Below are 23825 nucleotides of genomic sequence, written 5' to 3' on the forward strand. Positions count from 1 at the left end.
CTAGCCAGAGCATTCACTATGTATGAATTCCTCATCTCCACTTCAATTGTTGCCATTGCTGAAATGGGTGATAAAACGCAATTGCTTGCCCTGTTACTGGCTGCACGATTCCGTAAACCGATTCCGATTTTAATAGCCATCTTACTGGCCACCACAATTAACCATGGTATTTCTGCTGTATTGGGACAATGGATTACCACCGTACTCAGTCCTGAAATTTTATTATGGATTCTGGCACTTGGTTTTATTGGCATGGCAATCTGGATGCTGATACCAGATGAATTAGGTGATGAAACTGAAAATATCAATAAATGGCAGAAGTTTGGGGTATTTGGTGCAACCTTCATTCTGTTTTTCTTGGCTGAAATTGGTGATAAAACTCAGATTGCAACAGTGGCCTTAGCAGCGCGCTTCGACAGTGTGTTTTGGGTGATGCTGGGTACCACATTCGGGATGATGCTTGCCAATGCGCCTGCAGTATTTATTGGTAATAAGTTGGCAGATAAATTACCGATTTCATTGATTCACAAAATTGGCGCTGCGATTTTCTTGATTGTCGGTGTTTCAACTCTAGTGCAGCATTATTTCTTCTAAATGGTTTGAATTTAAGATCATCCAGACCCATCCAATAGAGATGGGTTTTTTCTGATAAATTAGGATAAAAATCCAATATCTGATTGAAACATGAACTAAATCCCATTATTTTATTATGGAATTAAAAATATTTCATATTTAAAGAATTTTTCTGGGGTAGTTATGAGTTTTGAGCGGACAACATCGCAAATACTGTTTGATAATGGCACACATAAATGCATTAGTTTTACCAGTTTGGTTAAAGGGGAAGGCATTCAGGCCAATCAATTTTTAATTATTGATCATGAGCGTGCAGCGGTTCTAGATCCAGGTGGCGACCTTACTTATGTGCCTTTAACCATGGAGCTCAATCGCTATACCAAATTAAAGAATTTGGACTATGTGATGGCTTCACATCAAGACCCTGACATTATTACCTCAATGCCGCGTTGGTTGGTGTATACCGATGCCAAAGTGGTGGCCTCTAAGCTATGGGCGCGCTTTTTACCTCATTTAAATTCAGCCTTTATGAGTGATCGCATGAAAGGGAATTGGGAAGAGCGTCTGATTGAACTGTCAGATACAGGGCAAATTATTCCTTTGGGCGAGTCTGCGATTGTGGCTGTCCCTGCGCATTTTCTGCATTCGGTGGGGAATTTTCAGTTTTATGATCCAACTGCCAAAATTCTGTTTTCAGGCGATATGGGGGCTTCCATTGTTGAGGATGCCAGTCTGCCGATTACTGATTTTGACGCCCATATTAAAAAGATGAAAGGCTTTCATCAACGCTATATGTGTTCCAATAAAGTGATTCGTTTATGGGTGAATATGGTGCGACAAATGGATTTGGAAATGATTGTACCGCAACATGGGACCGCTTTTATTGGTAAGGAGATGATCAATCAATTCTTAGATTGGATTGAAACCTTAGAATGTGGTGTGGACTTAATGAATGAATATGTCTTTAGTTTGCCAGCTGAAATGAGTTAAGCAATGATCAGTGAAATATAACGTTTTATGGCTGGTGGAATAGCAAAGTCGTTATCCCACTAGTCAGTTTTATAATTTTCAATGTAGGTTATTGAAAATTCTCATATTGAAGCGCCAAGATACGGACTGTGGTTTTAAGGTTCAAGACGAAAACCGATTAGGTGAAAAGTCATTCAAGCGTAGATTCAAATTATTTTCATCATAGAAAATGAAAATCACATCGAAATTTGTTTATAATAGCTCACGGAAATTACCAGTGAGATTGTTATGCTGACCATCGTTCAAGAAGCGTTAACCTTCGATGATGTCTTATTACTTCCTGCCTACTCAACTGTTCTCCCAAAAGATGTCTCCTTAAAGACACGTTTAACTCGCGGAATTCAACTTAATATCCCTCTCGTTTCTGCTGCAATGGATACGGTGACTGAGTCACGTATGGCAATTGCGATGGCGCAAAACGGTGGTATTGGTATTTTGCACAAAAATATGGATATCGCAGCGCAAGCCGCTGAAGTCCGTCGTGTGAAAAAATTTGAAGCAGGTATGGTGAAAGATCCAATTACGGTCACCCCTGAAACAACAGTTCGTGAATTGATTGCAATCACTCAGGCCAATAATATTAGTGGCGTACCTGTTGTGAAAGACGGCAAAGTGGTTGGAATCGTGACAGGTCGTGATACACGCTTTGAAACCAATCTTGAACAGCCTGTAAGTAACATCATGACAGGTCAAGATCGTCTTGTGACTGTACGTGAAGGCGAGTCTAAAGAAAATATCCAAGCATTATTGCAAAAACACCGTATTGAAAAAGTATTGGTTGTTGGTGAAAACCATGAACTGAAAGGCTTAATTACGGTGACTGATTTCCGTAAAGCTGAAAGTTATCCAAACAGCTGTAAAGATGACCTTGGTCGTTTACGTGTTGGTGCTGCAGTGGGTACTGGTGCTGAAACACCAAGCCGTGTCGAAGCTTTGGTCGATGCTGGTGTTGATGCGATTGTGGTCGATACCGCTCATGGTCATTCTGCTGGCGTAATCGAACGTGTACGTTGGGTCAAAGCCAACTACCCACAAGTGCAAGTGATTGGTGGCAACATTGCGACTGGTGATGCAGCATTGGCATTGCTTGATGCAGGCGCAGATGCCGTGAAAGTCGGTATCGGCCCTGGTTCGATTTGTACCACACGTATCGTGGCTGGTATTGGTATGCCGCAAATTTCGGCAATTGATAGTGTTGCCAATGCACTGAAAGATCAAATTCCTTTGATTGCAGATGGTGGTATTCGTTTCTCTGGCGATATGGCGAAAGCGATTGGCGCAGGTGCGAGCACGATTATGGTGGGTTCACTCCTTGCTGGAACTGAAGAAGCACCAGGCGAAGTTGAATTCTTCCAAGGCCGTTACTACAAAGCATACCGTGGCATGGGTTCATTGGGTGCAATGGCGGGTGTATCTGGTTCTGCAGACCGTTATTTCCAAGATGCTAAAGCGGGTGCTGAAAAGTTAGTCCCAGAAGGCATCGAAGGTCGAGTTCCATATAAAGGACCAATGGGGAATATCGTTCACCAAATGATGGGTGGTCTACGCTCATCAATGGGTTATACCGGTTCATCGGTGATTGAAGATCTTCGTCAAAATGCAAAATTTGTGAAAATTACTTCAGCAGGTATGTCGGAATCACATGTTCATGACGTCACTATTACTAAGGAAGCACCAAACTATCGAGTTGGTTGATTTTTGGTAATTTTGCTGATTGAAAAACCGTCAGGCCACTGACGGTTTTTTTTGTTTTGGTGTAAAGTGAAGTAGATGAAGAAAGATATGGTTACAGACCATATAAAAGATAAGAAAGTGAGTAGAAGATGAGTTATTTTGGTACTGATGGAATTCGCGGTAAATTTGGACAACTGCCAATTACTCCTGAGTTCGCACTAAAATTAGGCTTTGCCGCAGGAAAAGTATTAAAAAGAAATAGCCCTAAAAATAAGCCGATTGTGGTGCTGGGGAAAGACACGCGCTTATCGGGCTATATTTTAGAAGCTGCGTTACAAGCAGGCTTGAATGCGGCAGGTGTATATGTGCATTTATTGGGGCCACTACCCACTCCTGCGATTGCGCACCTTACCCGCGCGCTACATGCGCATGCTGGGATTGTGATTTCTGCATCGCATAACCCATATTTTGATAATGGCATTAAGTTCTTTTCCAGCGAAGGTAAAAAATTACCAGACTCTCTACAAGACCAAATCAATCAGGAACTGGAAAAAGAGTTACTGATTGAGGACACTGCAAATCTAGGAAAGAGTGTGCGTGTTAAGGATGCCAATGGTCGTTATATCGAATTTTGTAAATCAACTTTCCCGTACCATTTTGACTTACGTAATTTAAAAATCGTAGTGGATTGTGCCAATGGAGCAGCCTATAGCGTAGGTCCGTCAGTGTTCCGTGAGCTCGGTGCTAAAGTTATTCCACTGTTTAACGAGCCAGACGGTTTAAACATCAACGAAAACTGCGGTTCAACTCATCCAGAACAATTACAGAAAGCGGTATTGGAACATCAAGCCGATGTGGGTATCGCCTTCGATGGTGATGCTGACCGTGTGGTGATGGTGGATAAAAATGGTCAATTGATTGATGGTGACCATATTTTGTATGTCCTTGCAACTCAGGCAAAACATAAGCCAGAGGGCGTTGTAGGTACGGTCATGAGTAATATGGCGCTTGAGTTGGCTTTGCAAAAAGCTGAGGTTGGCTTTGTCCGTGCCAAAGTGGGTGACCGCTATGTATTACAAGCCCTGGAAGAAAAGAATTGGGTGACAGGTGGTGAGCCTTCAGGCCATATTTTGACTTTGGATAAGAGTACGACAGGAGATGCCATTATCGCAGCTCTGCAAGTGTTAACGGTGATGGTTGAACAAGGCAAAGCCTTACATGAGTTAGTGGACGGTTTTGTGTTATTCCCGCAAGTGTTGGTCAATGTTCGGCTGCAACACATGATTGACCCTTATTCGATTCCTGCCTTGGTTGCAGAATTTGAGAAAGCGGAACAGCAACTAAAAGGTCGAGGCCGTTTATTGATTCGTAAATCAGGTACGGAACCTGTGATTCGTGTCATGGTGGAAGGCGATCAGCAGCAAGAAGTTGAGGCTTTGGCCAATCATTTGGCCGATGCAGTACGCGCTCAAGCTCAAGCTGCTTAAGGGAGGGCCATCATGAGTGATGTCATTAAAGACCTCAGCGAATTACGTTTGAGCTATGAGCAAGGTGAATTACATGAAGCTCAGATCAGTGCTGAACCGCATGCGCAATTTCTGAATTGGTTCAATCATGCCCTTGCAGCACATTTGCATGAGCCTTATGCCATGTCGTTGGCGACAGCAAATCAGCAAGGTCGTCCGCATGTGCGTACCGTATTATTACGTGGCGCGACAGCAGCGGGTTATGATTTCTATACCAATTATGACAGTCAAAAAGGGTTGGACTTGGCAGAAAACCCTTATGCTGAACTGCTATTTTACTGGCCAAGTCTAGAGCGTCAGATCCGTATTGGTGGCAAAGTTGTTAAGATTTCTGAACAAGAATCGACGGATTACTACCATAAGCGTCCACGTGATAGTCAGATTGCTGCACATATCAGTACCCCGCAAAGTGGGGTGATTGAAAGCCGTGAGTTATTGCAACAACGTTTTCAAGCGCTGCAAAGCCAAGTTCAAGATGAGTTGGATAAGCCTGAATTTTGGGGTGGATATCGCTTAGAAGCCGATTACTATGAGTTTTGGCAAGGGCGACCAAATCGCTTACACGACCGTTTAAGTTATGAAAAACAAAATGGTCTTTGGACTATACAACGCTTGATGCCATAAATGACCCAGATTCAAATTCAACAAAGACCTTTACTGACGCGCCCTGAACAGTTTCAGGGCGTGCCTGCATTTATTGCCGAAATTTTAGCAAGACGTGGTGTGCAGTCTGAGCAAGAGCTGGAGTTGAAACTCAAACATTTGCTCTCTCCTGAACTCAAAGGGTTGGAGCAGGCCGTTGTATTGATTGATCAAGCCATTGATCAGCAAAAACAGATCGTCATTGTCGGTGATTACGATGCCGATGGGGCGACCAGTACTGCTTTAATGGTTCTTGTCTTGCAAGATATGGGGGCTAGCGTTGAGTATCTGGTGCCTGATCGTTTTAAGTATGGCTATGGACTCACGCCGGCCATTGCTGAATTAGCCAAGCACAGTTATCAGCCTGATCTTTTGATCACAGTCGATAACGGGATTTCCAGCCATGCCGGTGTGGAAACGGCACAGGCACTGGGGATGCAGGTGATTATTACCGATCACCACTTAACCACTAAGCCGACACCGAGTGCTGAGGCTGTGGTTAATCCGAATCAGCTAGATTGTGACTTTCCCAGTAAAGCACTGGCAGGGGTAGGCGTTGCCTTTTATGTACTAGCGAAATTGGCGAGTTACCGCAGTCAGCAAGCTAAAAGCAGTAGCAAAGTCACCCAGTATCTAGATCTAGTGGCTTTGGGAACTTATGCGGATGTCGCAAGTCTAGACTATAACAATCGGATTTTGATTGATGCTGGGTTAAAGCGGATTCAGCAACATCAATGTCGTGCAGGCATTTTAGCGTTATTGGATATCGCGGGTCGTGATGCTACGAGCTTGCGCGCACAGGATTTAGGTTTTGTCGTCGGTCCTCGTATTAATGCCGCAGGTCGTATGGAAAGTATGCGGATTGGGATTGAGTGTCTACTCGCTGCCGATATGCAAACAGCTTATCCAATTGCGCAGCAATTGAATCAGCTCAATATTGAACGCCGTCAAGTTGAAACTGAAATGAAGCAACAAGCACTGAGTGCACTGCAACATATTCAGTTAGAAACAGAGCATTTACCTGCTGCACTGGTGATGTTTGATGAACAATGGCATCAAGGTGTGATTGGTATTGTGGCTGGGCGCTTAAAAGAGCAATTCCATCGTCCAAGTCTGGTATTTGCACCCGATGAAGATGGTATCCATATTAAAGGTTCAGCACGCTCAATCGATGGTATTCATATTCGCGATACCATTGAGCAAGTTGCAGAGCAAAATCCGCATTTGGTTAGTCATTTTGGCGGCCATGCAGCAGCAGCGGGCCTGACGTTGAAGAAAGAACATTTTGATGCATTCAAAGCTGCTTTCACCCAAGCGATTGCTGAGATGGATGATGATTTATTTACGGCGACTTTATGGACTGATGGGGAATTACATGAGTCAGATTTGCATTTAGGAACCTTGGATTGGATTGAGCAGCTTGGACCTTGGGGACAAAAGTTTCCTTTACCGCAGTTTGAAGGACGCTTCAAAGTCATTGATTATCGTTGGCTCAAGGAGCAACATTTAAAACTCAAGTTGGCGGTTGGGTCACATGCCATTGATGCGATTGCATTTAATGCCATGGATCGTTTTGAATTTAATCCAATGCTAGGCTATGTCGATTTAGTGTATACCTTGGAGCGTAATATCTTTAATGGCAGCACTAGTCTACAACTGCAAATTGCCTATTTAAAACAATAAAAAATCCGCTCTGATGAGCGGATTTTTTTATTGGTAATATGCGATTGATTAGAAGCGGACAGTACCGTTAAGGCCGTAAGAGTCAGCGCCATCTGTTGTGGTATAACCGACACCTAAAGCAAATTGTGGGGTAAAGAATTTTTGTGCGCGAAGACTGAAAACACTGTCTGAATCATCCGCAGTAGAATCTGCAAATGAGATACCAACACTGAGGGTTGGATCAAGATAAAGATCGGCACCTAAACGATAAGTTGTTTCATCACCAATATAACTGAGTGCTTCAAAGTTGGTATAGTAACCCCCAATTTGTGAAACATACTTCGCGCGTAAAGAAACAGCAGTATCATCATTCTCACCAGACACGATTGCAGCATTTGAAAGGGTATTGGTAAAGCCATATTGAGCAATTTGCACTGGATTTAGGCTATCAGATAAATCGGCAACACCGACTGCAAGGAGTAATCCATTGATGGGCAAGAAACCAGCTTCAAGACTATAGCCATCGCCATTTTCAGAATCAGAACCTAGACCATTAATTGTTGCTTTGATATTGGTACGGTGCAAGGCCCCAGAAAGATAGAATTGTGAATTAGGAACATAAAATTCACCTTGAAATCCGATAATGTTGAATTGTAAGTCACCAAAATCTTGGTCATCTTTGAGTTTACTATAGGCATAACCACCACCGATATTCGATGCTTTATCTAAGAAAGCAGCTTCTGCCAAAGGCGCATTACGGGTTTGCACAGGGTTAAAATAATATTTACCCGTGATGACCGCACTGTTACCTTTACCGTCATCCATATTGATATGTTCATATGCACCGTTAACTTCGGTTTGATAAGCATGGGCATTGACTGCAAAGCAAGCACTCACAAGTGTTGCAAGAAGATTTAATTTTTTCATTAGAATTTCCCCCGATTAAAAATAATACATATTTTGTTACATTGAGTAGTGTATTCAAAAATGGATAAGCGTCAATTGCTAAATGCAGACAGCAGTTGAAAAACTTATAAGGGAAGAAAGGGAGAGTAGGGATTAAAAGTGGATAAGAGCACTATTTAAAGCAATAAAAAACGCCCTGAATGATTCAGGGCGTTTTTTAGCTTATATGCTTCTGTTCAGGTCTTAGAAGCGGTATGCACCACGAAGACCGAAAGAGGTGTAGTCATTATCGATATATGATTTATCGTTACCGAAACCTACACGACCTTCCAAGCTCACTTGTTGATTGAAGAATTTCTTCGCAGAAATACCCCATTCATTTGAGTTAACGATTGTGTCGTCATACTTAAGTTTTTGATAATCAACACCAACACTTAAAGTTTTGTCGATGAAGTAATCACCTTTTAATTTCACTTCTTTGTTGTCACCAAAAGCAGTATAAGCTTCTAAGTTCACGTCATTTTGACCAACTTGAGTGACATATTTGGCACGAAGCGTCGGGCTGGTTTCACGGTCGCCGTCTTTCACGTCAACCGTTTTTGCACCCGCAGCAACCAATAAACCTGGTGCTGGTAAGTAACCCACTTCAGCTGAATAATGGTTGATTTTTAATTTGTCTTCATCAGTTGCATATTTAGAATTTGGTTTGATTTCTTCACGGCCAATATTACCGCTTAAATAGAAGTCGCTGTTAGGAACAAAGTATTCAATACCTGCACCATATTGATTGTTTTTGAATGCATCATCTTTTTCATAAGCGTACTGTGCTTTTACGTTGCTCGCACGGTCAAGGAAAGCTGCTTCAGCAAGCGGTGCATTACGTGTTTGCACTGGGTTGAAGTAATATTTCCCATCTACACTGAAACGATCACTGTCACCAAAACGATCTTGGTCTTTATAGGTATAAGAACCACCTACCTCAGCTTGATAAGCATGAGCAGTTCCTGTTACTGCGATTGCAGATAAAAGTGCTGATGCAATTGCTAATTTTTTCATGGTTGTTTCCTCATTAAGATTTAAACCAAGTGTTAAACACTGATACATGTTTTGTTACAACTTGAGTCTAGAGCAATTTTCGCGAGCGTCAATCTTGATAAGGTAATCGAACTGTACAAATGTAATTAACTTGTAATAATTACATTTTAAATTATTGATATTTATCATTAAAAATTCATTGTTTTGATTTATTAAAATTTAGGAGGAATTGTGTGTTTTAGTATATTTAGTCTAATTTTCACACAATGGGCCGAGCAAAATCAGGGCTTAGAAATATTTAAAAGATAAAATAAATTTATTTATAATTTTTATTTTAATAAATAAAAGTATTAAAAATGACATGGCTGTGTCGACTAAAACAGTTATGTTAAAATAACGGATTAAGTGAAAAAATAGTGTGAGAACAGACGCGTGGAAATTAATCCGTATTTAATTCAATTGAAAGATTTATCTGATCGTAGCCAAACACTACGGGGGTATCTTTGACTACGATCTAAAGGTTGAGCGTTTAGAAGAAGTTTTAAGAGAATTAGAAGACCCAGCGATTTGGAATGATCAAAACCGTGCTCAAACCATCGCCAAAGAAAAGGGCAGCTTAGAAAATACGATTGGTGTGTTTGATCGCCTTGCTGAACAGTTAGATGATGCCAAAGCCATGCTTGACCTTGCGGTTGAAGCAGATGATGAAAGTTTATTATTGGATGTTCAGGCCGAGTTGGATAGTGCTGAAGAAGCATTGGGCAATCTTGAATTCCGCCGTATGTTTAGCAATCCAATGGATCCAAATCCATGCTTCCTTGAAATTCAATCAGGTTCAGGTGGTACAGAAGCACAGGATTGGGCGTCGATGTTATTGCGTATGTATTTGCGCTGGATCGAACGTCATGGCTTTAAAGCTGAATTGATGGAAGTGTCAGACGGTGATGTGGCTGGAATTAAATCAGCAACCATCCGTGTTGATGGTGAGTTTGCTTATGGTTGGTTGCGTACTGAAAGTGGCGTACATCGTTTAGTCCGTAAGTCACCATTTGACAGTAATAACAACCGTCATACTTCATTCTCTGCGGTATTTATCTCCCCTGAGATTGATGACAATATCGAGATTGATATCAATCCATCCGATGTTCGTACCGATACTTACCGTGCTTCGGGTGCGGGTGGTCAGCACATTAACAAAACCGATTCTGCAGTACGTTTAACTCACGCACCGACAGGGATTGTAGTGGCTTGTCAGAACCAACGCTCACAACATGCTAACCGTGACCATGCGTGGAAGCAATTACGTGCCAAACTCTATGAATTAGAGATGAGCAAACGTAATGAAGCTGCTCAAGCCTTAGAAGACTCGAAGTCAGATATTGGTTGGGGTAGTCAAATTCGTTCATATGTTCTCGATGACTCACGCATTAAAGACTTGCGTACTGGTGTGGAAAATTCCAATACCAAAGCAGTGTTAGATGGTGACTTAGATAAGTTCATCGAAGCAAGTTTGAAGCAAGGTTTATAAGTTTTAATCCAATTAAAACGGCAATCTCGTTCAGCATCGGCTGGTTAATCGAAAAAATATGATATTAATATCGAAAAAAATGGATATTAATATTTAAAAACTTCGATATACTGGTTTCAGGTGCTGAACAAAGCGTTGCCGCTTGAGAAACGTGGTGAGTCTATGGATATTGATGTTATAAGCAAAGCCTTAGCCAATCCATTACGTCGACAGATTTTGCAATGGCTGAAAGAGCCTGAGCAATTTCTACCCGTTGAGCAATGTGGTGGTAGTTTTGAACGGGGTGTATGTGCAGGGCACATCGAACGTTTAGGAAAAGTTGCACAATCAACTATGTCGAATCATTTGTCTGTATTGCAACAGGCAGGTTTGATTAAGGTTGAGAAATATGGACAGTGGTCTTATTTCACGCGCAATGAAGCTTTGATTCAGCAATATATCGAACATTTAAAACAAGCACTTTAAATCGAAGAAGTGTAAGTTGAGGCGATCATGGCTGAACTAAATTCTACTTTGCAAGTAGGTGATTTCACGATTAAAAACCGCTTGGTTTTAGCTCCTTTAACTAGAGCACGTAGTGGTGCACAGCGTATTCCAAACGATTTGATGGTGGAATATTATCAACAACGTGCTAATGCTGGCCTTATTATTACCGAAGCAACGGTGATTAGCCCAAAAGCAGCAGGTTATGCCAATACACCAGGTTTGTGGTCGCAAGAACAAGCACAGGCATGGCATAAAATTGTTGAAGCCGTGCACGCACAAGGTTCAAAAATTGTGGTTCAGCTGTGGCATGTCGGTCGTATTTCACATCCAGACTTATTGGATGGTGATACACCTGTGGCACCCAGTGCGATTCAACCTGCAGGTGAAGTGAGCTTACTTCGTCCAAAGCGTCCTTTTGTGACACCACGTGCCTTATCGCATGAAGAAATTCAAGAAATTGTCGCGCAATATAGAAATGCTGCTGAACAGGCCAAAGCTGCTGGTTTTGATGGTGTGGAATTGCACGCAGCCAATGGTTATCTGATTGACCAATTTCTACAAAGCACAACTAACCAGCGAAATGATGAATATGGCGGTGCAATTGAAAACCGTGCGCGTTTATTGCTCCAAGTTGTAGATACATTTATCGAGGTGTGGGGTGCTGGTCGAGTCGGTGTGCATCTTGCACCGCGTGGTGATTCGCATGATATGGGCGATGAAAATCCATTGGCAACTTTTGGTTATGTGGTTGAGCAATTGAATCAACGCAATATTGGTTTTATTTTCACACGCGAGTATGAAGCTGAAGATAGTGTATTGCCAAAACTCCGTCCTAAATTTAAAGGGGTGTGGATTGCCAATGAAGGTTTAACTGCGGATTCTGCGAAACGTATTCTGGCGACAGGCCAAGCCGATGCAGTCTCATTTGGTAAACAATATATCGCGAACCCTGATTTATTTGAACGTTTACAACATGATTTACCTTTAAACCCACTTCAACCACAAACGCTATATGGTGACGGCGCTGAGGGTTATACTGATTATCCGGCCTTTGAACAGTTAGAAGCTTAATCTGCTTTAAAACTTTAAAAAATGACTCATGTGATTTACCAAAATTGCATGAGTTTTTGTTTTAAATTCCGCATAATGAGCGGGAATCACATTGTCAATTATGGTCTCGGATGGCGCAGAACACAGCAGCACAGCAAACACCGTTTTGGTATAACGTTCTATTGGCTGTTATCAAGCCCTTATACCGTTGGAAAATCAAACAACGGGCAGAAACTGATGCGCTGTTTCAGCAGGAATGTATCGAGCGTTTTGGGCCGTTTAAGCCTGCTAAAAATTTAGGGGCAATTTGGTTTCATGCTGTTTCTGTTGGTGAAACCAACGCGGCACAGCCTTTAATTGAACATTATTTAAAATTAGGTCATCCCGTTTTAGTGACCAATACCACCAAGACGGGGCAAGCTCGGGCAAAATCCCTGTTTTTAAAAGACCCTTATCTGGATTTATTTCAGGCGGTGTATTTGCCTGTCGATCAAAAAGCATTATTAAAACGTTTTTTTAATTTGTATCAACCTCGGCTATTGGCATTGGTTGAAACGGAGATCTGGCCCAATTTAATTGCCGAAGCACAGCAGCAACAGATTCCCTGTATTTTATTGAATGCACGCCTTTCCGAAAAATCGGCCAAAGGTTATGGCAAGGTTCGTCGTTTAACTCAACCGATGCTGCAACAGTTGACTTGGCTATTGGCCCAAGATGTGGCAACGCAACAACGCTATGTCGATCTAGGTCTTGATCCAGTCAAAAGTCAGGTGGTTGGCAATATTAAATTTGATATTGCTGCGCCAGAGCACTTTGTTGTGCAAGCACAGCAACTCAAACAAGAGTGGCAATTGGCGAATCGTCAGATCATCACTTTAGCCAGTACGCATGCACCCGAAGAACAAAGTTTACTCAAACAATTGCAGCCGCATTTAAATTCAAATCCAGCGTTGCTGTGTATTGTGGTGCCGCGTCATCCAGAACGTTTTGATGAGGTGTACCAAGTTTGTCAGGGTTTAAATTTAAAAACCCAACGCCGTAGTTTGCAACAATCCATTCAAGCGGATACTCAAGTATTTCTGGCTGATAGTATGGGGGAAATGTGGCTCTGGTATGCCCTCAGCCAAGCCTGTTTTGTTGGTGGTTCATTGAATGAGCCAGGTGGCGGGCATAATATTTTAGAACCGATGGTCTTGAATGTGCCAACCGTCATTGGTCCGCGTCATTTCAATTTTCAAACGATTGTGGATGAGTTTGTGGCGCAACAAGGCATTTTGATTGGAGAGGATGCAGCACAGGTGGGGCAGCAGTTATTAGCCTGCCTAGGGGGTAATGCACAGACTCAGCAATTGGTTCGACAGGCTGATCAGGTGTTACAGGCAAATAAAGGCTCGTTACAGCAGCACATTCAGTGCCTTGATCACTATTTACAGCAAACAGCATTATCATGAATATTGTTTTACTTGAAACCGAACAATGTCACTCAATCGATGCATGGCAGATTAACCAAGCTAGACAATTACAACATTTACGCCAGCACTTACAGCTCAATGTTGGTGATACCCTGAAAGTTGGAGTTCGTGCAGGTCAGCGCTACCTTACGGAGGTTGTTTGTATCAGCGAACATGGTATTACGGTTCGTCCAATTCAAACAGAAGTCGTTCCTGCCAAGCTTCCAGTCCATCTGATCTTGGCTTTACCCCGCCCTAAAGTATTGCGTCGCATCATCATGGATGCAGTGACTTTGGGGGTGGAGCGGATTAGCTTGATTCATAGTTATCGTGTGGATAAAAGCTATTGGCAAACGCCATTTTTACAGCAACTGAATGATTATGTAACTTTGGGCTTGGAACAAGCAGGCGATACCATTGCACCAGACATTCAGCTCTATAAACGCTTCAAGCCTTTTGTTGAAGATGTTTTACCGACCTTGATGAGTGCAGAACAGCCTGCTTATGTGGCGCATCCTTATGCTGAGCAGCCAATGCCGTATGCAGTTCAACAGCCTTGTAGTGTGATCATTGGTCCAGAAGGAGGATTTATTCCTTATGAGGTCGATCTGCTCATTAAAAACGGCTGCCAAGCAATGAGCTTAGGCAACCGAATTTTACGAACTGAAACAGCGGTGTCGAATATTTTAGGACGTTTGTTTGTCTAAAGCATCGCTCTGTTCAGATTGATCACCCCGATAGACTTTGACTTCCTGCACTGGATAAGGAATTGAAATGCCTTTTTCGTCAAAAGCCGTCACCACCAGTTCTTGAATTTCGCTGATAGATGCTGAGGTACTGGTTTCAGTGGTATTGACCCACCAGCGTACGGTTAAATTAATTGAGAAATCTGCCAGTGCGGTGACATTGACCGAGAAGCCTGGTTGACTCAGTACATTCAGATTACGGTCTAAGATATCCAGAATAATCTTCTTGGCTTTTTGCATGTCATCTTCATAGCCAATACCGACCACAAACTCACAACGACGACGTTGATAAGCATTATTGACCGTGACAGCACTGGTATAGACTGTGGCATTGGGAATCACAATACGGCGGCCATCTGGTGAGCGTAAGAAGGTGGCACGAATCTGAATATCTTCGACATTGCCTTCTAAACCATTCACCACAATATCATCGCCAATGCGGAAGGGTTCGCTGATCAAAATCAGAATTCCTGACAATAAGTTCTGGAAGATATCTTTGAAGGCAAAACCAATCGCAACTGAACCAATCCCCAAAGCACCAATCAATTGACTCGGGGTAAAGCCTGGAATGGCAATCACCAACGCAATCAAGAAGCCAAAGAAGATAATAAAGGTACTACCGACACGATTGAGGACGAGAACTAGATTTTGACGGGTATAGCTGCGATTTTCTAAAGTCTTGCGAATAAAGAGTTTAAACAACTTGGTGAGCAGCCAAAAAATAATGAAAACAGTAATCGCAATCCCGATATAGGGAATGCGCTCCCAAAAGCTATCCATGATTTTATCAATGGTGGTATAGGCATCGTGATACTTTTCGGTATGGGCCAATACCGTTTCAGTGGTCTTGGTGCTTGCTTGATGAATCAGCGCGCCCGTATCTTTCGCCACTTCAGTCAATGTTGTTTGTTCGTTTGCCACAGCAAGATCTCTATTTCGCAAAGGAGGAGTAAATGAGGGGAGCAATCATAATGAATTTATGCTCAATACGCATGTGAAATTCAATATTTGCTTCCGCTCATGATTAAATCAATTCGCTAAATGCGGTCGCTTAAAAATATTCGGTGCTATTTTGAATGATCTGTGTTGGGGCTTCCCAGAGATCTGGACTGGCAAAATAATAAGCAAAAATGAAGATACCTGACATCATCAGTAAGGTGACCAAAATCATCAACCATGCCAGTAGTTTTTCCCAAGCACGAGAGGGGCGAATATCACCATAATCATTGCGATGAGGTGTACCTGGTGCCAATAGAACATATAGTGTAAATAGCAGCTGAATCACAGGCACCAATAACAGCAAACAGAGCCAGCCTGTTTTATTTAAGTCATGCAGGCGACGAATCAAAAACACGATTTGCAAATAAAAGGCACCTAACCACACGGCAATCATGGCAAAGACAGACATGCCTGAAAATGCACTGAATATGGCAGCATCAACATTGCTGCTTGCAAAAATACCCGCGAAGGCAAAGATCAAGATAAATGCAGCCAGACAGGTCACACTGAGTAAACCATACCAGCCTAGATAACTGAGGCGGTTGAAACGGCCGCTTGGCGAGAGTGGATGGTCACTGCGGGGCTGTACTTGCACAGTTGTTGCGGGATCAAACATAGTGTATTCCTATTTTTCTGATTATTAAATCTTTTAAGCTTTTGGCAATGATCAAAATAATCACTTATTTTAAGAACAAAAAGCATAGACAAGCAGTTCAAATTTAAATTATTTTGAGTAAATTTTTGAAAGTAAGTGGGTTGTAAAACAACAGGCTTTGTTATTTTAGTTGAGCATGTCAGCTAAAAAGTTGCAACAGCATCGTCCTGACATTTCTACGACCAAAGCCGCATTGTTTGCGCTTGTAAATGGTGCCCATACTGCGAGAGAGAACAAAGCATACCCGAGCAATAGATGAGAACATCTAAGGTATAAGATAAAAAACCAAGGAAGTGAGCTATGAAAGAAATCTACCCAGTGCCTGATAAATTCAAAGAAACGGCCAGAATCTCTGAAGCAGACTATTTCAAACGTTACCAGCATTCGATTGAGCAGCCTGATGCTTTTTGGGCAGAAGAAGCCAACAAGATTGAATGGATCAAGCCATTCACACAGGTTAAGAATACCAGTTTCCAGCAAGACAATTTCAAAATCGAATGGTTTGCAGATGGTGAGTTGAATGTTTCAGCCAACTGTTTAGATCGTCATCTTAAAGATAATCCATTAAAGCCTGCCATTATCTGGGAGGGTGACCACCCCTCACGTCATAAAATCATCTCATTCTCTGAACTGCATGATGAAGTCTGCCGTTTTGCCAATGTGTTAAAGAAGCAAGGTATTGGTAAAGGCGACCGTGTGGTGCTGTATATGCCAATGGTGCCTGAAGCGGCAATAGCCATGCTGGCCTGCGCACGTATCGGTGCAGTGCATTGTGTGGTGTTTGGTGGCTTCTCGCCAGACTCATTGGCCAGCCGTATTGAAGACAGCCAAGCGAAATTAGTGATTACCGCAGATGCGGGGATGCGTGGTGGCAAGTTACTGCCACTCAAAGAAAATGTCGATGCTGCTTTAGCAATTGATGGAACGGATAGTGTCCAAAATGTCATTGTGGTGCATCGTACAGGTAATCCGATTCAGTTCAATGCTGAGCGTGATATTTGGTATCACCTTGCCATCATGGAAGTGGATGAGCACTGTCCACCAGAACCAATGAAAGCCGAAGATCCACTCTTTATTCTGTACACTTCTGGTTCAACAGGTAAACCGAAAGGTGTATTGCATACCACAGGTGGTTATCTGGTCTATGTGAATACCACCTTTAGAGAAGTCTTTGATCTACGCGAAGATGATGTGTATTGGTGTACCGCCGATGTAGGTTGGATTACAGGGCATAGTTATTTACTTTACGGTCCGTTGAGTAATGCCACCACCACCGTGATGTTTGAAGGGATTCCACAATACCCAACTTGGGCACGTATCGGTCATGTAATTGATAAGCACAACATTACCATTCTATATACGGCGCCGACTGCGATTCGTGCCATGATGCGTGAAGGCGATGCCTATGTGCGTGAAAGTGATCGCAGTAGTTTACGCCTACTGGGTTCGGTCGGTGAACCGATCAACCCAGAGGCATGGAACTGGTATCACGAAGTGGTGGGTGAAGGTCGCTGTCCAATTGTCGATACATGGTGGCAAACTGAAACTGGCGGTATTTTAATTTCCCCATTGCCGGGTGCAACCGCCTTAAAACCAGGTTCCGCGACACGTCCATTTTTCGGGGTACAACCCGCCTTGGTCGATGCTGAGGGCAATGAGCTTGAAGGTGCAACCGAAGGTAATCTGGTGATTAAAGATTCATGGCCAGGTCAAATGCGAACCATTTGGGGCGATCCAGAACGCTTTATTGAAGCCTATTTCTCGACCTTTAAAGGCAGTTATTTCACTGGTGATGGCGCACGCCGAGATGCAGATGGCTATTACTGGATTACTGGACGTGTCGATGATGTACTCAATGTATCTGGTCATCGTCTAGGGACGGCTGAAATTGAGAGTGCATTGGTGGCACATGAGGCCGTGGCTGAGGCTGCGGTGGTCGGCATGCCGCATGAGATTAAGGGTCAAGGCATTTGTACTTTTGTCACTTTACAAGCTGATGTGGCTGAGTCTGAGGAGCTACGTAAGGAATTGGTCAATTGGGTGCGTAAAGTGCTTGGGCCTGTGGCCACCCCAGATGCACTGCATTGGGCGCCTGCATTACCCAAAACCCGTTCAGGTAAAATCATGCGCCGTATCCTAAGAAAGATCGCGGCAAATGAATTGGATACTTTGGGGGATACCTCAACGTTGGCTGAACCTGCTGTGGTTGAACATTTGATTGCCACGGTTTATCCAAACCGATAAACCCGATGCAAATGTGAAAAGAGCGTTCGATGGAACGCTCTTTTTTTATCTGTATTATTTAATTGTGCGCCAAAAAATCTGCCGTGTTTTGTACAGTGGCGAAGAAACCCAGTGCAGATAAGAACGCCGTTTGCACATCTGCGGCTTTGACGGTTTTACCCGCATGTTCGAGATCACGGGTTGCAGTGGCATCTGCAATCACAATAGGTTGATAGCCGAGTTCTTTGGCTGCACGTGTACCCGAATCAATACAGACATGGGTCATCATGCCAGTTATCACTAACTGCTCAACTTGATGCTGCTGTAACAACGCTTGAAGATTGGTTTCTAGAAAGCTATTGGGAAAATGTTTTTCAACAATGATTGAGTTCTCGGTCACTTTCAGTTGTGGATGTAATTCAACACCGACGGTATTTTCCTGAAAGAAACTGGCTGAAGCTGGATTAATATGTTGAATATAAATAATCGGTAAATTGTTTTGGATAAAATGATCTTCTAATTGGTTGGTATATTGCAGAGCAAGCTCTGGATTGACCAATTCCATTTTGCCATTTTTAAAATAATCATTTTGCACATCAATAATTAGTAGGGCCTGTTTCATTATGTTTAGTTCCAAGATTAAGATAAAACAAGCATAGGGTGAAACAGAGAAATCGGCTATATTCAGGTGAAAGCATTGTTGCTGGTTTTCTTTCGTAATGAAAAATGAATATTGAACTTGATCCCATCGACTTAAAAATTATTGAATTGCTGAAGCAAGACTCACGTTTAAGCCATAAAGAAATTGGACAGCGCGTGCATCGTACTGGGCAGGCAGTGGGTGCTCGTATTGCACAGTTAATGGATGCAGGCATTATCAAAAATTACACCATCGCGATAAAGTATGAACATCAACAATTCATCCAATTGTTTATGAATGATCAGCAAGCTTTTATTGAGGTTGAGCGTTTGGTTAAACAATATGAGCAAGTGGATGAGTGTTTTAAAATTCTTGGCAATGCCTGCTATATGATCGTGAGCCACTTTAACCCGCCACAATTAAATGAATTTATTGAACAGCTGTCGCAGTGGTGCCGTTATTCGGTTGAAACCGTCATGCGTGAAATTGAGACCCATTAAAATAAAAAAGCCCCAAGCCGAGCCTTGGGGGAGTATCTGCCATTTGTTTTGTTATTCTTTTTATTTAACGCTGAAAACTACGCTGATTTTGCTGCGAGATGATGTTCCTGTTGTTGTTCAAGTTGACGGACCAGCGGTAAAACTTTTTCTCCAAAATATTCCACCTCCTCAATGAAATGCAGAAAGCCTGAAAGAACAAGATCTACCCCGACATTTTTTAAAGCAAGAATGCGTTCCGCAATTTGCTGCGGTGTGCCAATCAGATTGGTTTTAAAACCGTCGTTATATTGAACCAGATCGTCAAAGGTCGATTTTGCCCAATTTCCCTCACGTTCAGGCGCTGCTGCACCTGCTTCACGAGTCGCATCACCGAAGGCATTCACTGCTTCGACGTTGGCTTGAGCAATGATTTCATTCAGGACTGCTTTGGCTTCCGCCTCAGTATCACGAGCAATAATAAAAGCATTGACGCCAATTTTGACCTGTCGATTGGCTAACTTGGCTTTGCTGCGCACATCATCAACCTGCTTTTTGATTTCTTCAACGCTATTGCCATTGGTAAAATACCAGTCCGATACACGCGCAGCCATATCACGTGCGGCACGTGAACTACCGCCTTGAAACACTTCGATATAAGGTTTTTGCAGCGGCTTTGGTTTAAGCGTGTAATTCTGAAATTGGTAGTATTTGCCATCAAAGCTGTAATTGTCAGTGCTCCATACCCCTTTTAGGGTGCGGATAAATTCTTCTGAACGGACATAACGTTCATCATGTTCAGGCCAAGGTTCACCAATCGCATCAAATTCGCCGCGGAACCAACCACTGACGACATTAATGGCGATACGGCCTTGGGTGAGATAGTCAATCGTGGCCAGTTGTTTGGCGGCCAACGCAGGCTTCCAAGGGCCGGGCAGAATAGCGGCAATCACCCGCAGTTTTTCAGTTTTTGCCAAGAGGGCATGACTGAAACTGACCGATTCATGTTGGTTGTCTGCGCCATAGCCCGCGGTAAAACGGATTTGGGTGAGGGCATATTCAAAGCCACTGCGTTCGGCTGCCTGTGCGAGACGCACGTTATAGTCATAGCTCCAGTCGGTACGTTGTTCAATGTTGCTTACAACGAGACCGCCACTCACATTCGGAACCCAGTAGGCAAATTTAATTGCGGATGCTGTTGTTGTCATCGTTGTATCCTCCATTCAATATGCTTATGCCACGTGAGTAAGATTCTTGGCTGACTTGGGGTGTAAGCGAGATTCAGCTGCATCCAGATTCGGTACCGCAGCAGATGGGAGTACCTCTGCCTGTTCAATCTGTTTATTGATGCCGAGATTTTGATTGGCTTGTTCAGTTTTGGTTTTGATTGCCGCTGCACGTTGGCCTTTGGCTGGTGCCCACTCTAAAATCGGTAAGGCACGTGCCACGGCGAGGGTCACGCGATCTGATAATTGCTCGCTTTTGACCGTATATTCAGGCGTAAAGTCACGGTCAGTGGCATAGACCCCAATCGGTAAGGTTTGTGCTTGGAAAAAGCTAAATAAAGGGCGTAATTGATGTTCTAATACCAGCGCATGACGGTCACTGCCACCTGAGGCTGCCAGTAAAACGGGTACATCGACCAAAGCCGTCTGTTCAACAAAATCGAAGAAGTGTTTAAATAAACCTGTAAACGAAGCACGATAAACTGGGGTGCCGACAATCAGTGCATCTGCTGCTTCTACCGCTGCGAGATCATCTTGTACGCGTTGTGGCAATTGATTGCGGTAAATGGCTCCACCCAATAATGGCCCGATTTCACTGAGTTTAACGAAATGGACTTTGATATCGATCGCTTCTGAAAGTTCATCCAGAATCGCCTGAACCAAACTTTCAGTTTTTGATGGGCTGTTTAAACCACCTGATACAGCGACAATATTGAGAGGAGTTGTGAGAGTATTGCGATTGGACATAATAACGGCCTAAAAGATCATTTCGAATTGCTATTTATTTATCTACACCGCAGGCCAAGCTGTAAAATAAGGAAATGCTGCAAGCTTATCTTTTTTAAAGATATGTCGATAAATCACAATAAATATCAAATTTCAGGTGGTTAATTTTCTGTTTCTATTCAAGATTTTTGAATCTATTTTATTTACAGAACATTTTAATGAAGTTATATCAATATTTGATTTATTTTGCGCGAAAAGGAAATAAATCCTGTCTTGTGCTTGACCTAGCCTTGAATTGAAAATAGGCTTAAGCGGATTGAATTTAAATAAACATCGTACAGTGACGTACTTGCAGATAGCTTAAGCGCTTATGAATATTTTAATTGTAGACGACCATCCTTTATTTAGACATGCTTTGATTCAAGCGGTTCGTTATAGTTTGCCACAGGCGCAGATTCAGGAAACAGCTGATGTTGATGAGTTTTATGCACGTTTAGAGCATGGCTCAGAGCCTGATCTGGTGTTGCTGGACTTAAATCTTCCAGGTGCATCCGGTTTTTCTGCCTTGGTGTATGTGCGCGCACAATATCCCGCAATTCCGATTATTGTGGTCTCAGCACATGAAGAAGTTTCAATTATTCAACGTGCGATTGCGCATGGTGCAATGGGCTATATTCCAAAATCTTCTCATCCAAGCCATATCGGTGAAGCGATTAAGCAGGTGTTAGAAGGCGAGATCTGGTTACCACCGAACTTACCAACCCATGCGGGCTTTGATCCGCGTGCGGCAGATGAGACGGCTTTAGCCGAACGTTTACAATCGCTCACCCCTCAGCAGTTCCGTGTGTTGATGATGGTGGCAGAAGGCCTGTTGAATAAACAAATTGCCTATGAGTTAGAGGTATCAGAAGCGACGATTAAAGCGCATGTGACTGCGATTTTCCGTAAACTAGGCGTACAAAATCGCACCCAAGCTGTCTTGGCGATTAGTGCCTTAAATATTGAAGATAAGAAGATGTAAGGTTTAAAACTGAGGGATTGAATGTCTTCGCTTAATCAGATCGAAAAACAAAAAACCAGTTCATAAGAACTGGTTTTTTGCTATGAATTAGATGTTCTGTATAGAACCTAAATCCAATATTAGAAACGGAACTTCGCGTTTAAGCCAACAGTTTGTGTATCTACGTTTGCATGTACTGCATTCGCGTTTACATATGTTGCACCTACAGCAATTGCTGGAGTGATGAAGTAGTTGACATTCGCGCCCCAAGCAGATTTGATTGGAGAGAAGTTGTCTTCATTTAATGGGTTTGAGCTGAAGTTAGCTTCTGCATATGACGCACCAACGCTTAACTTAGGCGTTACATATACGTCAGTTTTCAATTCGTATGCTTGGAAGTCACCGTAAACAAGACCAGCTTCAAAACCTACAGCCATGTTTGTACCGTCGATGTTACCTACGTATTTAGTACGTGCAGTAATCGCATCTTGGTCTTCACCAATAACTAATGGTTGAGCTACTGATTTAGCAATACCATTTGAAAGAACGCTATTTGCGTCTAAAGCAAATTGGTCAGCGATGTTTGTATAACCAACAGCAACTAAGAAGTTAGGAGTAAGCATTGTACCTACTTCTAATGCAAAACGGTCGCCATTGTCTTTTTCGCCTTCAGACTTAGTCTGAGAGTGGCTATAAGAAGCGCTTGTATATACTGGTAAGTAAGGTGTTGGAAGGTAAGCTTCACCTTTTGCACCGAAAGAGTTGTTCTTAACAGTTGCAACTTCGTCACCGCTTAATTTTGCAAAGCTGTAAGCTACAGATACATTAGAAGCTTGGTTTAAGAACGCAGCTTCAGCTAAAGGACCTTTAGATGCATCTACATTTTTAAAGTAGTAAGTACCTTGAGCAGCACCTGTAAAGTCTTTGTCATTTAAGTCTTTAGCTTCGATGAATTCAGATTGACCTTGAACTTCGAATTGGTATGCGTGAGCACCGGTCATGGCTAAAACTAAAGCAGTGGCTAAACCGAGTTTTTTCATAATGATTTCCAGCTTTAAAACAATTAAAGAGTAAAGTTGGAGTCATTGTATTGTAACAAAGTATGAAGTCAATGTAATAAATTTGGGCTTCCGATAAACGAACAAATGCTGATCAGCTAGTGTGTGAAAAATGAGCGATTAAAATAAATCGTGTCAACCATTTATAAAATACATATCAAACAAATAGATAAGTTTATTTTTTGACAATATCAAGCAAGTAATCAGAATGTCATGTATCACTATTTTGATTGGTTTATTCGATCTTATTAATCGTTTTTTTCGCTCAAAAGATTCTTATTATTGTCATAAACATGCAGCTAAAAGTGTGAGATTTAATCTGGTTTTTGAGTTTTTCTGCGATGAACTTTGCAAAATCATGATATTCATTCTCAGTTAATATAAACTAAAAATCACATAAAAATCGAACTTTTAATGATCAATTAACAAAATCGATTGTAACGATAAACCCGATCTATTTAATCAACTTTACTTTCTGAGAGCTAATTCACATAATACATAGCAAGAGATATCT

General features: G+C 42.4%; 22 protein-coding genes. 14 read left to right on the forward strand and 8 right to left on the reverse strand.

Annotated elements, in window-relative coordinates:
* Window positions 1-18: 18 nt before the first annotated feature.
* The 6 genes from NG55_RS09790 (at window position 19) to recJ (ending at window position 7127) form a co-directional block, all read left to right on the forward strand.
* Window positions 19-594 (forward strand): TMEM165/GDT1 family protein, encoded by a 576-nt coding sequence (locus NG55_RS09790; RefSeq protein ID WP_065343144.1) that lies wholly within the window; start codon window positions 19-21, stop codon window positions 592-594.
* A 162-nt stretch (window positions 595-756) separates the two neighbouring features.
* Window positions 757-1563, forward strand: coding sequence for an oxygen-binding di-iron domain-containing protein (locus NG55_RS09795; RefSeq protein ID WP_065343145.1), 807 nt, complete (start codon window positions 757-759; stop codon window positions 1561-1563).
* A gap of 267 nt (window positions 1564-1830) precedes the next feature.
* Complete coding sequence (gene guaB / locus NG55_RS09800; RefSeq protein ID WP_016542643.1) at window positions 1831-3297, forward strand: IMP dehydrogenase; 1467 nt, start codon at window positions 1831-1833, stop codon at window positions 3295-3297.
* Between the two features lie 128 nt (window positions 3298-3425).
* Window positions 3426-4763: a phosphoglucosamine mutase gene (gene glmM / locus NG55_RS09805; RefSeq protein WP_065343146.1), complete on the forward strand. Its 1338-nt coding sequence runs from the start codon at window positions 3426-3428 to the stop codon at window positions 4761-4763.
* 12 nt (window positions 4764-4775) lie between these two features.
* The gene (gene pdxH, locus NG55_RS09810; RefSeq protein ID WP_065343147.1) at window positions 4776-5426 is read left to right on the forward strand and encodes a pyridoxamine 5'-phosphate oxidase; all 651 of its coding nucleotides are present in this window, start codon (window positions 4776-4778) and stop codon (window positions 5424-5426) included.
* Window positions 5427-7127, forward strand: a complete 1701-nt coding sequence (gene recJ, locus NG55_RS09815; protein ID WP_065343148.1) for a single-stranded-DNA-specific exonuclease RecJ — start codon at window positions 5427-5429, stop codon at window positions 7125-7127.
* Between the two features lie 48 nt (window positions 7128-7175).
* On the opposite strand, the gene NG55_RS09820 is transcribed toward recJ, so the two are convergent.
* The gene (locus NG55_RS09820) at window positions 7176-8033 is read right to left on the reverse strand and encodes a putative porin (RefSeq protein ID WP_016542647.1); all 858 of its coding nucleotides are present in this window, start codon (window positions 8031-8033) and stop codon (window positions 7176-7178) included.
* Window positions 8034-8255: 222 nt separating this feature from the next.
* Entirely contained in the window at window positions 8256-9068 is an 813-nt protein-coding gene (locus NG55_RS09825) for a putative porin (protein WP_016542648.1), read from the reverse strand.
* A 411-nt stretch (window positions 9069-9479) separates the two neighbouring features.
* Between NG55_RS09825 and prfB the strand changes: the two genes are divergently transcribed.
* The 5 genes from prfB (at window position 9480) to NG55_RS09850 (ending at window position 14269) form a co-directional block, all read left to right on the forward strand.
* Window positions 9480-10575, forward strand: a protein-coding gene (gene prfB / locus NG55_RS09830; RefSeq protein WP_141669894.1) for a peptide chain release factor 2 whose coding sequence is annotated in 2 segments (ribosomal slippage) — window positions 9480-9551 and window positions 9553-10575 — 1095 coding nt in all. Because the reading frame shifts where the segments join, the coding sequence is not laid out codon by codon here.
* A gap of 162 nt (window positions 10576-10737) precedes the next feature.
* Window positions 10738-11040 (forward strand): ArsR/SmtB family transcription factor, encoded by a 303-nt coding sequence (locus NG55_RS09835; RefSeq protein WP_010590065.1) that lies wholly within the window; start codon window positions 10738-10740, stop codon window positions 11038-11040.
* A 27-nt stretch (window positions 11041-11067) separates the two neighbouring features.
* Window positions 11068-12132 carry an alkene reductase gene (locus tag NG55_RS09840; protein ID WP_016542649.1) on the forward strand — a complete coding sequence of 355 codons (1065 nt, stop codon included), beginning with the start codon at window positions 11068-11070 and terminating at the stop codon, window positions 12130-12132.
* Between the two features lie 110 nt (window positions 12133-12242).
* Window positions 12243-13562: a 3-deoxy-D-manno-octulosonic acid transferase gene (locus tag NG55_RS09845; protein ID WP_065343149.1), complete on the forward strand. Its 1320-nt coding sequence runs from the start codon at window positions 12243-12245 to the stop codon at window positions 13560-13562.
* Entirely contained in the window at window positions 13559-14269 is a 711-nt protein-coding gene (locus tag NG55_RS09850; protein WP_065343150.1) for a 16S rRNA (uracil(1498)-N(3))-methyltransferase, read from the forward strand. The genes NG55_RS09845 and NG55_RS09850 overlap by 4 nt, the downstream gene beginning before the upstream one ends.
* Here the strand turns inward: NG55_RS09850 and NG55_RS09855 are convergent.
* Window positions 14249-15229 (reverse strand): mechanosensitive ion channel family protein, encoded by a 981-nt coding sequence (locus tag NG55_RS09855; RefSeq protein ID WP_065343151.1) that lies wholly within the window; start codon window positions 15227-15229, stop codon window positions 14249-14251. The two genes, NG55_RS09850 and NG55_RS09855, sit on opposite strands and share 21 nt — an antisense overlap.
* Before the next feature lie 130 nt (window positions 15230-15359).
* Window positions 15360-15923 (reverse strand): DUF805 domain-containing protein, encoded by a 564-nt coding sequence (locus NG55_RS09860; RefSeq protein WP_065343152.1) that lies wholly within the window; start codon window positions 15921-15923, stop codon window positions 15360-15362.
* A gap of 339 nt (window positions 15924-16262) precedes the next feature.
* On the opposite strand from NG55_RS09860, the gene acs reads away from it, so the two are divergent.
* Window positions 16263-18206, forward strand: coding sequence for an acetate--CoA ligase (acs, locus tag NG55_RS09865; protein ID WP_065343153.1), 1944 nt, complete (start codon window positions 16263-16265; stop codon window positions 18204-18206).
* 58 nt (window positions 18207-18264) lie between these two features.
* Here the strand turns inward: acs and NG55_RS09870 are convergent, their stop codons facing one another.
* A complete protein-coding gene (locus tag NG55_RS09870; RefSeq protein WP_065343154.1) occupies window positions 18265-18807 on the reverse strand; it encodes a cysteine hydrolase family protein in 543 nt (180 codons plus the stop codon).
* A gap of 104 nt (window positions 18808-18911) precedes the next feature.
* Here NG55_RS09870 and NG55_RS09875 point away from each other — a divergent pair, with 104 nt between their 5' ends.
* Window positions 18912-19325, forward strand: coding sequence for a winged helix-turn-helix transcriptional regulator (locus tag NG55_RS09875; protein WP_016542656.1), 414 nt, complete (start codon window positions 18912-18914; stop codon window positions 19323-19325).
* Between the two features lie 77 nt (window positions 19326-19402).
* Here NG55_RS09875 and sfnG read toward each other — a convergent pair whose 3' ends face one another.
* Window positions 19403-20509: a dimethylsulfone monooxygenase SfnG gene (gene sfnG, locus NG55_RS09880; protein WP_065343155.1), complete on the reverse strand. Its 1107-nt coding sequence runs from the start codon at window positions 20507-20509 to the stop codon at window positions 19403-19405.
* Window positions 20510-20533: 24 nt separating this feature from the next.
* Window positions 20534-21274: an FMN reductase gene (gene msuE / locus NG55_RS09885; protein WP_016542658.1), complete on the reverse strand. Its 741-nt coding sequence runs from the start codon at window positions 21272-21274 to the stop codon at window positions 20534-20536.
* A gap of 349 nt (window positions 21275-21623) precedes the next feature.
* Here msuE and NG55_RS09890 point away from each other — a divergent pair, with 349 nt between their 5' ends.
* A complete protein-coding gene (locus tag NG55_RS09890; RefSeq protein ID WP_016542659.1) occupies window positions 21624-22274 on the forward strand; it encodes a response regulator in 651 nt (216 codons plus the stop codon).
* 119 nt (window positions 22275-22393) lie between these two features.
* On the opposite strand, the gene omp33-36 is transcribed toward NG55_RS09890, so the two are convergent.
* Window positions 22394-23293 carry a porin Omp33-36 gene (gene omp33-36, locus NG55_RS09895; protein ID WP_016542660.1) on the reverse strand — a complete coding sequence of 300 codons (900 nt, stop codon included), beginning with the start codon at window positions 23291-23293 and terminating at the stop codon, window positions 22394-22396.
* Window positions 23294-23825 lie beyond the last annotated feature (532 nt).

It is taken from the genome of Acinetobacter gyllenbergii (genome assembly GCF_001682515.1).
Classification (GTDB): domain Bacteria; phylum Pseudomonadota; class Gammaproteobacteria; order Pseudomonadales; family Moraxellaceae; genus Acinetobacter; species Acinetobacter gyllenbergii.

Excerpts from the sequence above, each read along its gene's own strand:
- NG55_RS09790 (WP_065343144.1), top strand. The coding sequence starts at position 19 with ATGTATGAATTCCTCATCTCCACTTCAATTGTTGCCATTGCTGAAATG.
- NG55_RS09795 (WP_065343145.1), top strand. The coding sequence starts at position 757 with ATGAGTTTTGAGCGGACAACATCGCAAATACTGTTTGATAATGGCACA.
- guaB (WP_016542643.1), top strand. The coding sequence starts at position 1,831 with ATGCTGACCATCGTTCAAGAAGCGTTAACCTTCGATGATGTCTTATTA.
- glmM (WP_065343146.1), top strand. The coding sequence starts at position 3,426 with ATGAGTTATTTTGGTACTGATGGAATTCGCGGTAAATTTGGACAACTG.
- pdxH (WP_065343147.1), top strand. The coding sequence starts at position 4,776 with ATGAGTGATGTCATTAAAGACCTCAGCGAATTACGTTTGAGCTATGAG.
- recJ (WP_065343148.1), top strand. The coding sequence starts at position 5,427 with ATGACCCAGATTCAAATTCAACAAAGACCTTTACTGACGCGCCCTGAA.
- NG55_RS09820 (WP_016542647.1), bottom strand. The coding sequence starts at position 8,033 with ATGAAAAAATTAAATCTTCTTGCAACACTTGTGAGTGCTTGCTTTGCA.
- NG55_RS09825 (WP_016542648.1), bottom strand. The coding sequence starts at position 9,068 with ATGAAAAAATTAGCAATTGCATCAGCACTTTTATCTGCAATCGCAGTA.
- NG55_RS09835 (WP_010590065.1), top strand. The coding sequence starts at position 10,738 with ATGGATATTGATGTTATAAGCAAAGCCTTAGCCAATCCATTACGTCGA.
- NG55_RS09840 (WP_016542649.1), top strand. The coding sequence starts at position 11,068 with ATGGCTGAACTAAATTCTACTTTGCAAGTAGGTGATTTCACGATTAAA.
- NG55_RS09845 (WP_065343149.1), top strand. The coding sequence starts at position 12,243 with ATGGCGCAGAACACAGCAGCACAGCAAACACCGTTTTGGTATAACGTT.
- NG55_RS09850 (WP_065343150.1), top strand. The coding sequence starts at position 13,559 with ATGAATATTGTTTTACTTGAAACCGAACAATGTCACTCAATCGATGCA.
- NG55_RS09860 (WP_065343152.1), bottom strand. The coding sequence starts at position 15,923 with ATGTTTGATCCCGCAACAACTGTGCAAGTACAGCCCCGCAGTGACCAT.
- acs (WP_065343153.1), top strand. The coding sequence starts at position 16,263 with ATGAAAGAAATCTACCCAGTGCCTGATAAATTCAAAGAAACGGCCAGA.
- NG55_RS09870 (WP_065343154.1), bottom strand. The coding sequence starts at position 18,807 with ATGAAACAGGCCCTACTAATTATTGATGTGCAAAATGATTATTTTAAA.
- NG55_RS09875 (WP_016542656.1), top strand. The coding sequence starts at position 18,912 with ATGAATATTGAACTTGATCCCATCGACTTAAAAATTATTGAATTGCTG.
- sfnG (WP_065343155.1), bottom strand. The coding sequence starts at position 20,509 with ATGACAACAACAGCATCCGCAATTAAATTTGCCTACTGGGTTCCGAAT.
- msuE (WP_016542658.1), bottom strand. The coding sequence starts at position 21,274 with ATGTCCAATCGCAATACTCTCACAACTCCTCTCAATATTGTCGCTGTA.
- NG55_RS09890 (WP_016542659.1), top strand. The coding sequence starts at position 21,624 with ATGAATATTTTAATTGTAGACGACCATCCTTTATTTAGACATGCTTTG.
- omp33-36 (WP_016542660.1), bottom strand. The coding sequence starts at position 23,293 with ATGAAAAAACTCGGTTTAGCCACTGCTTTAGTTTTAGCCATGACCGGT.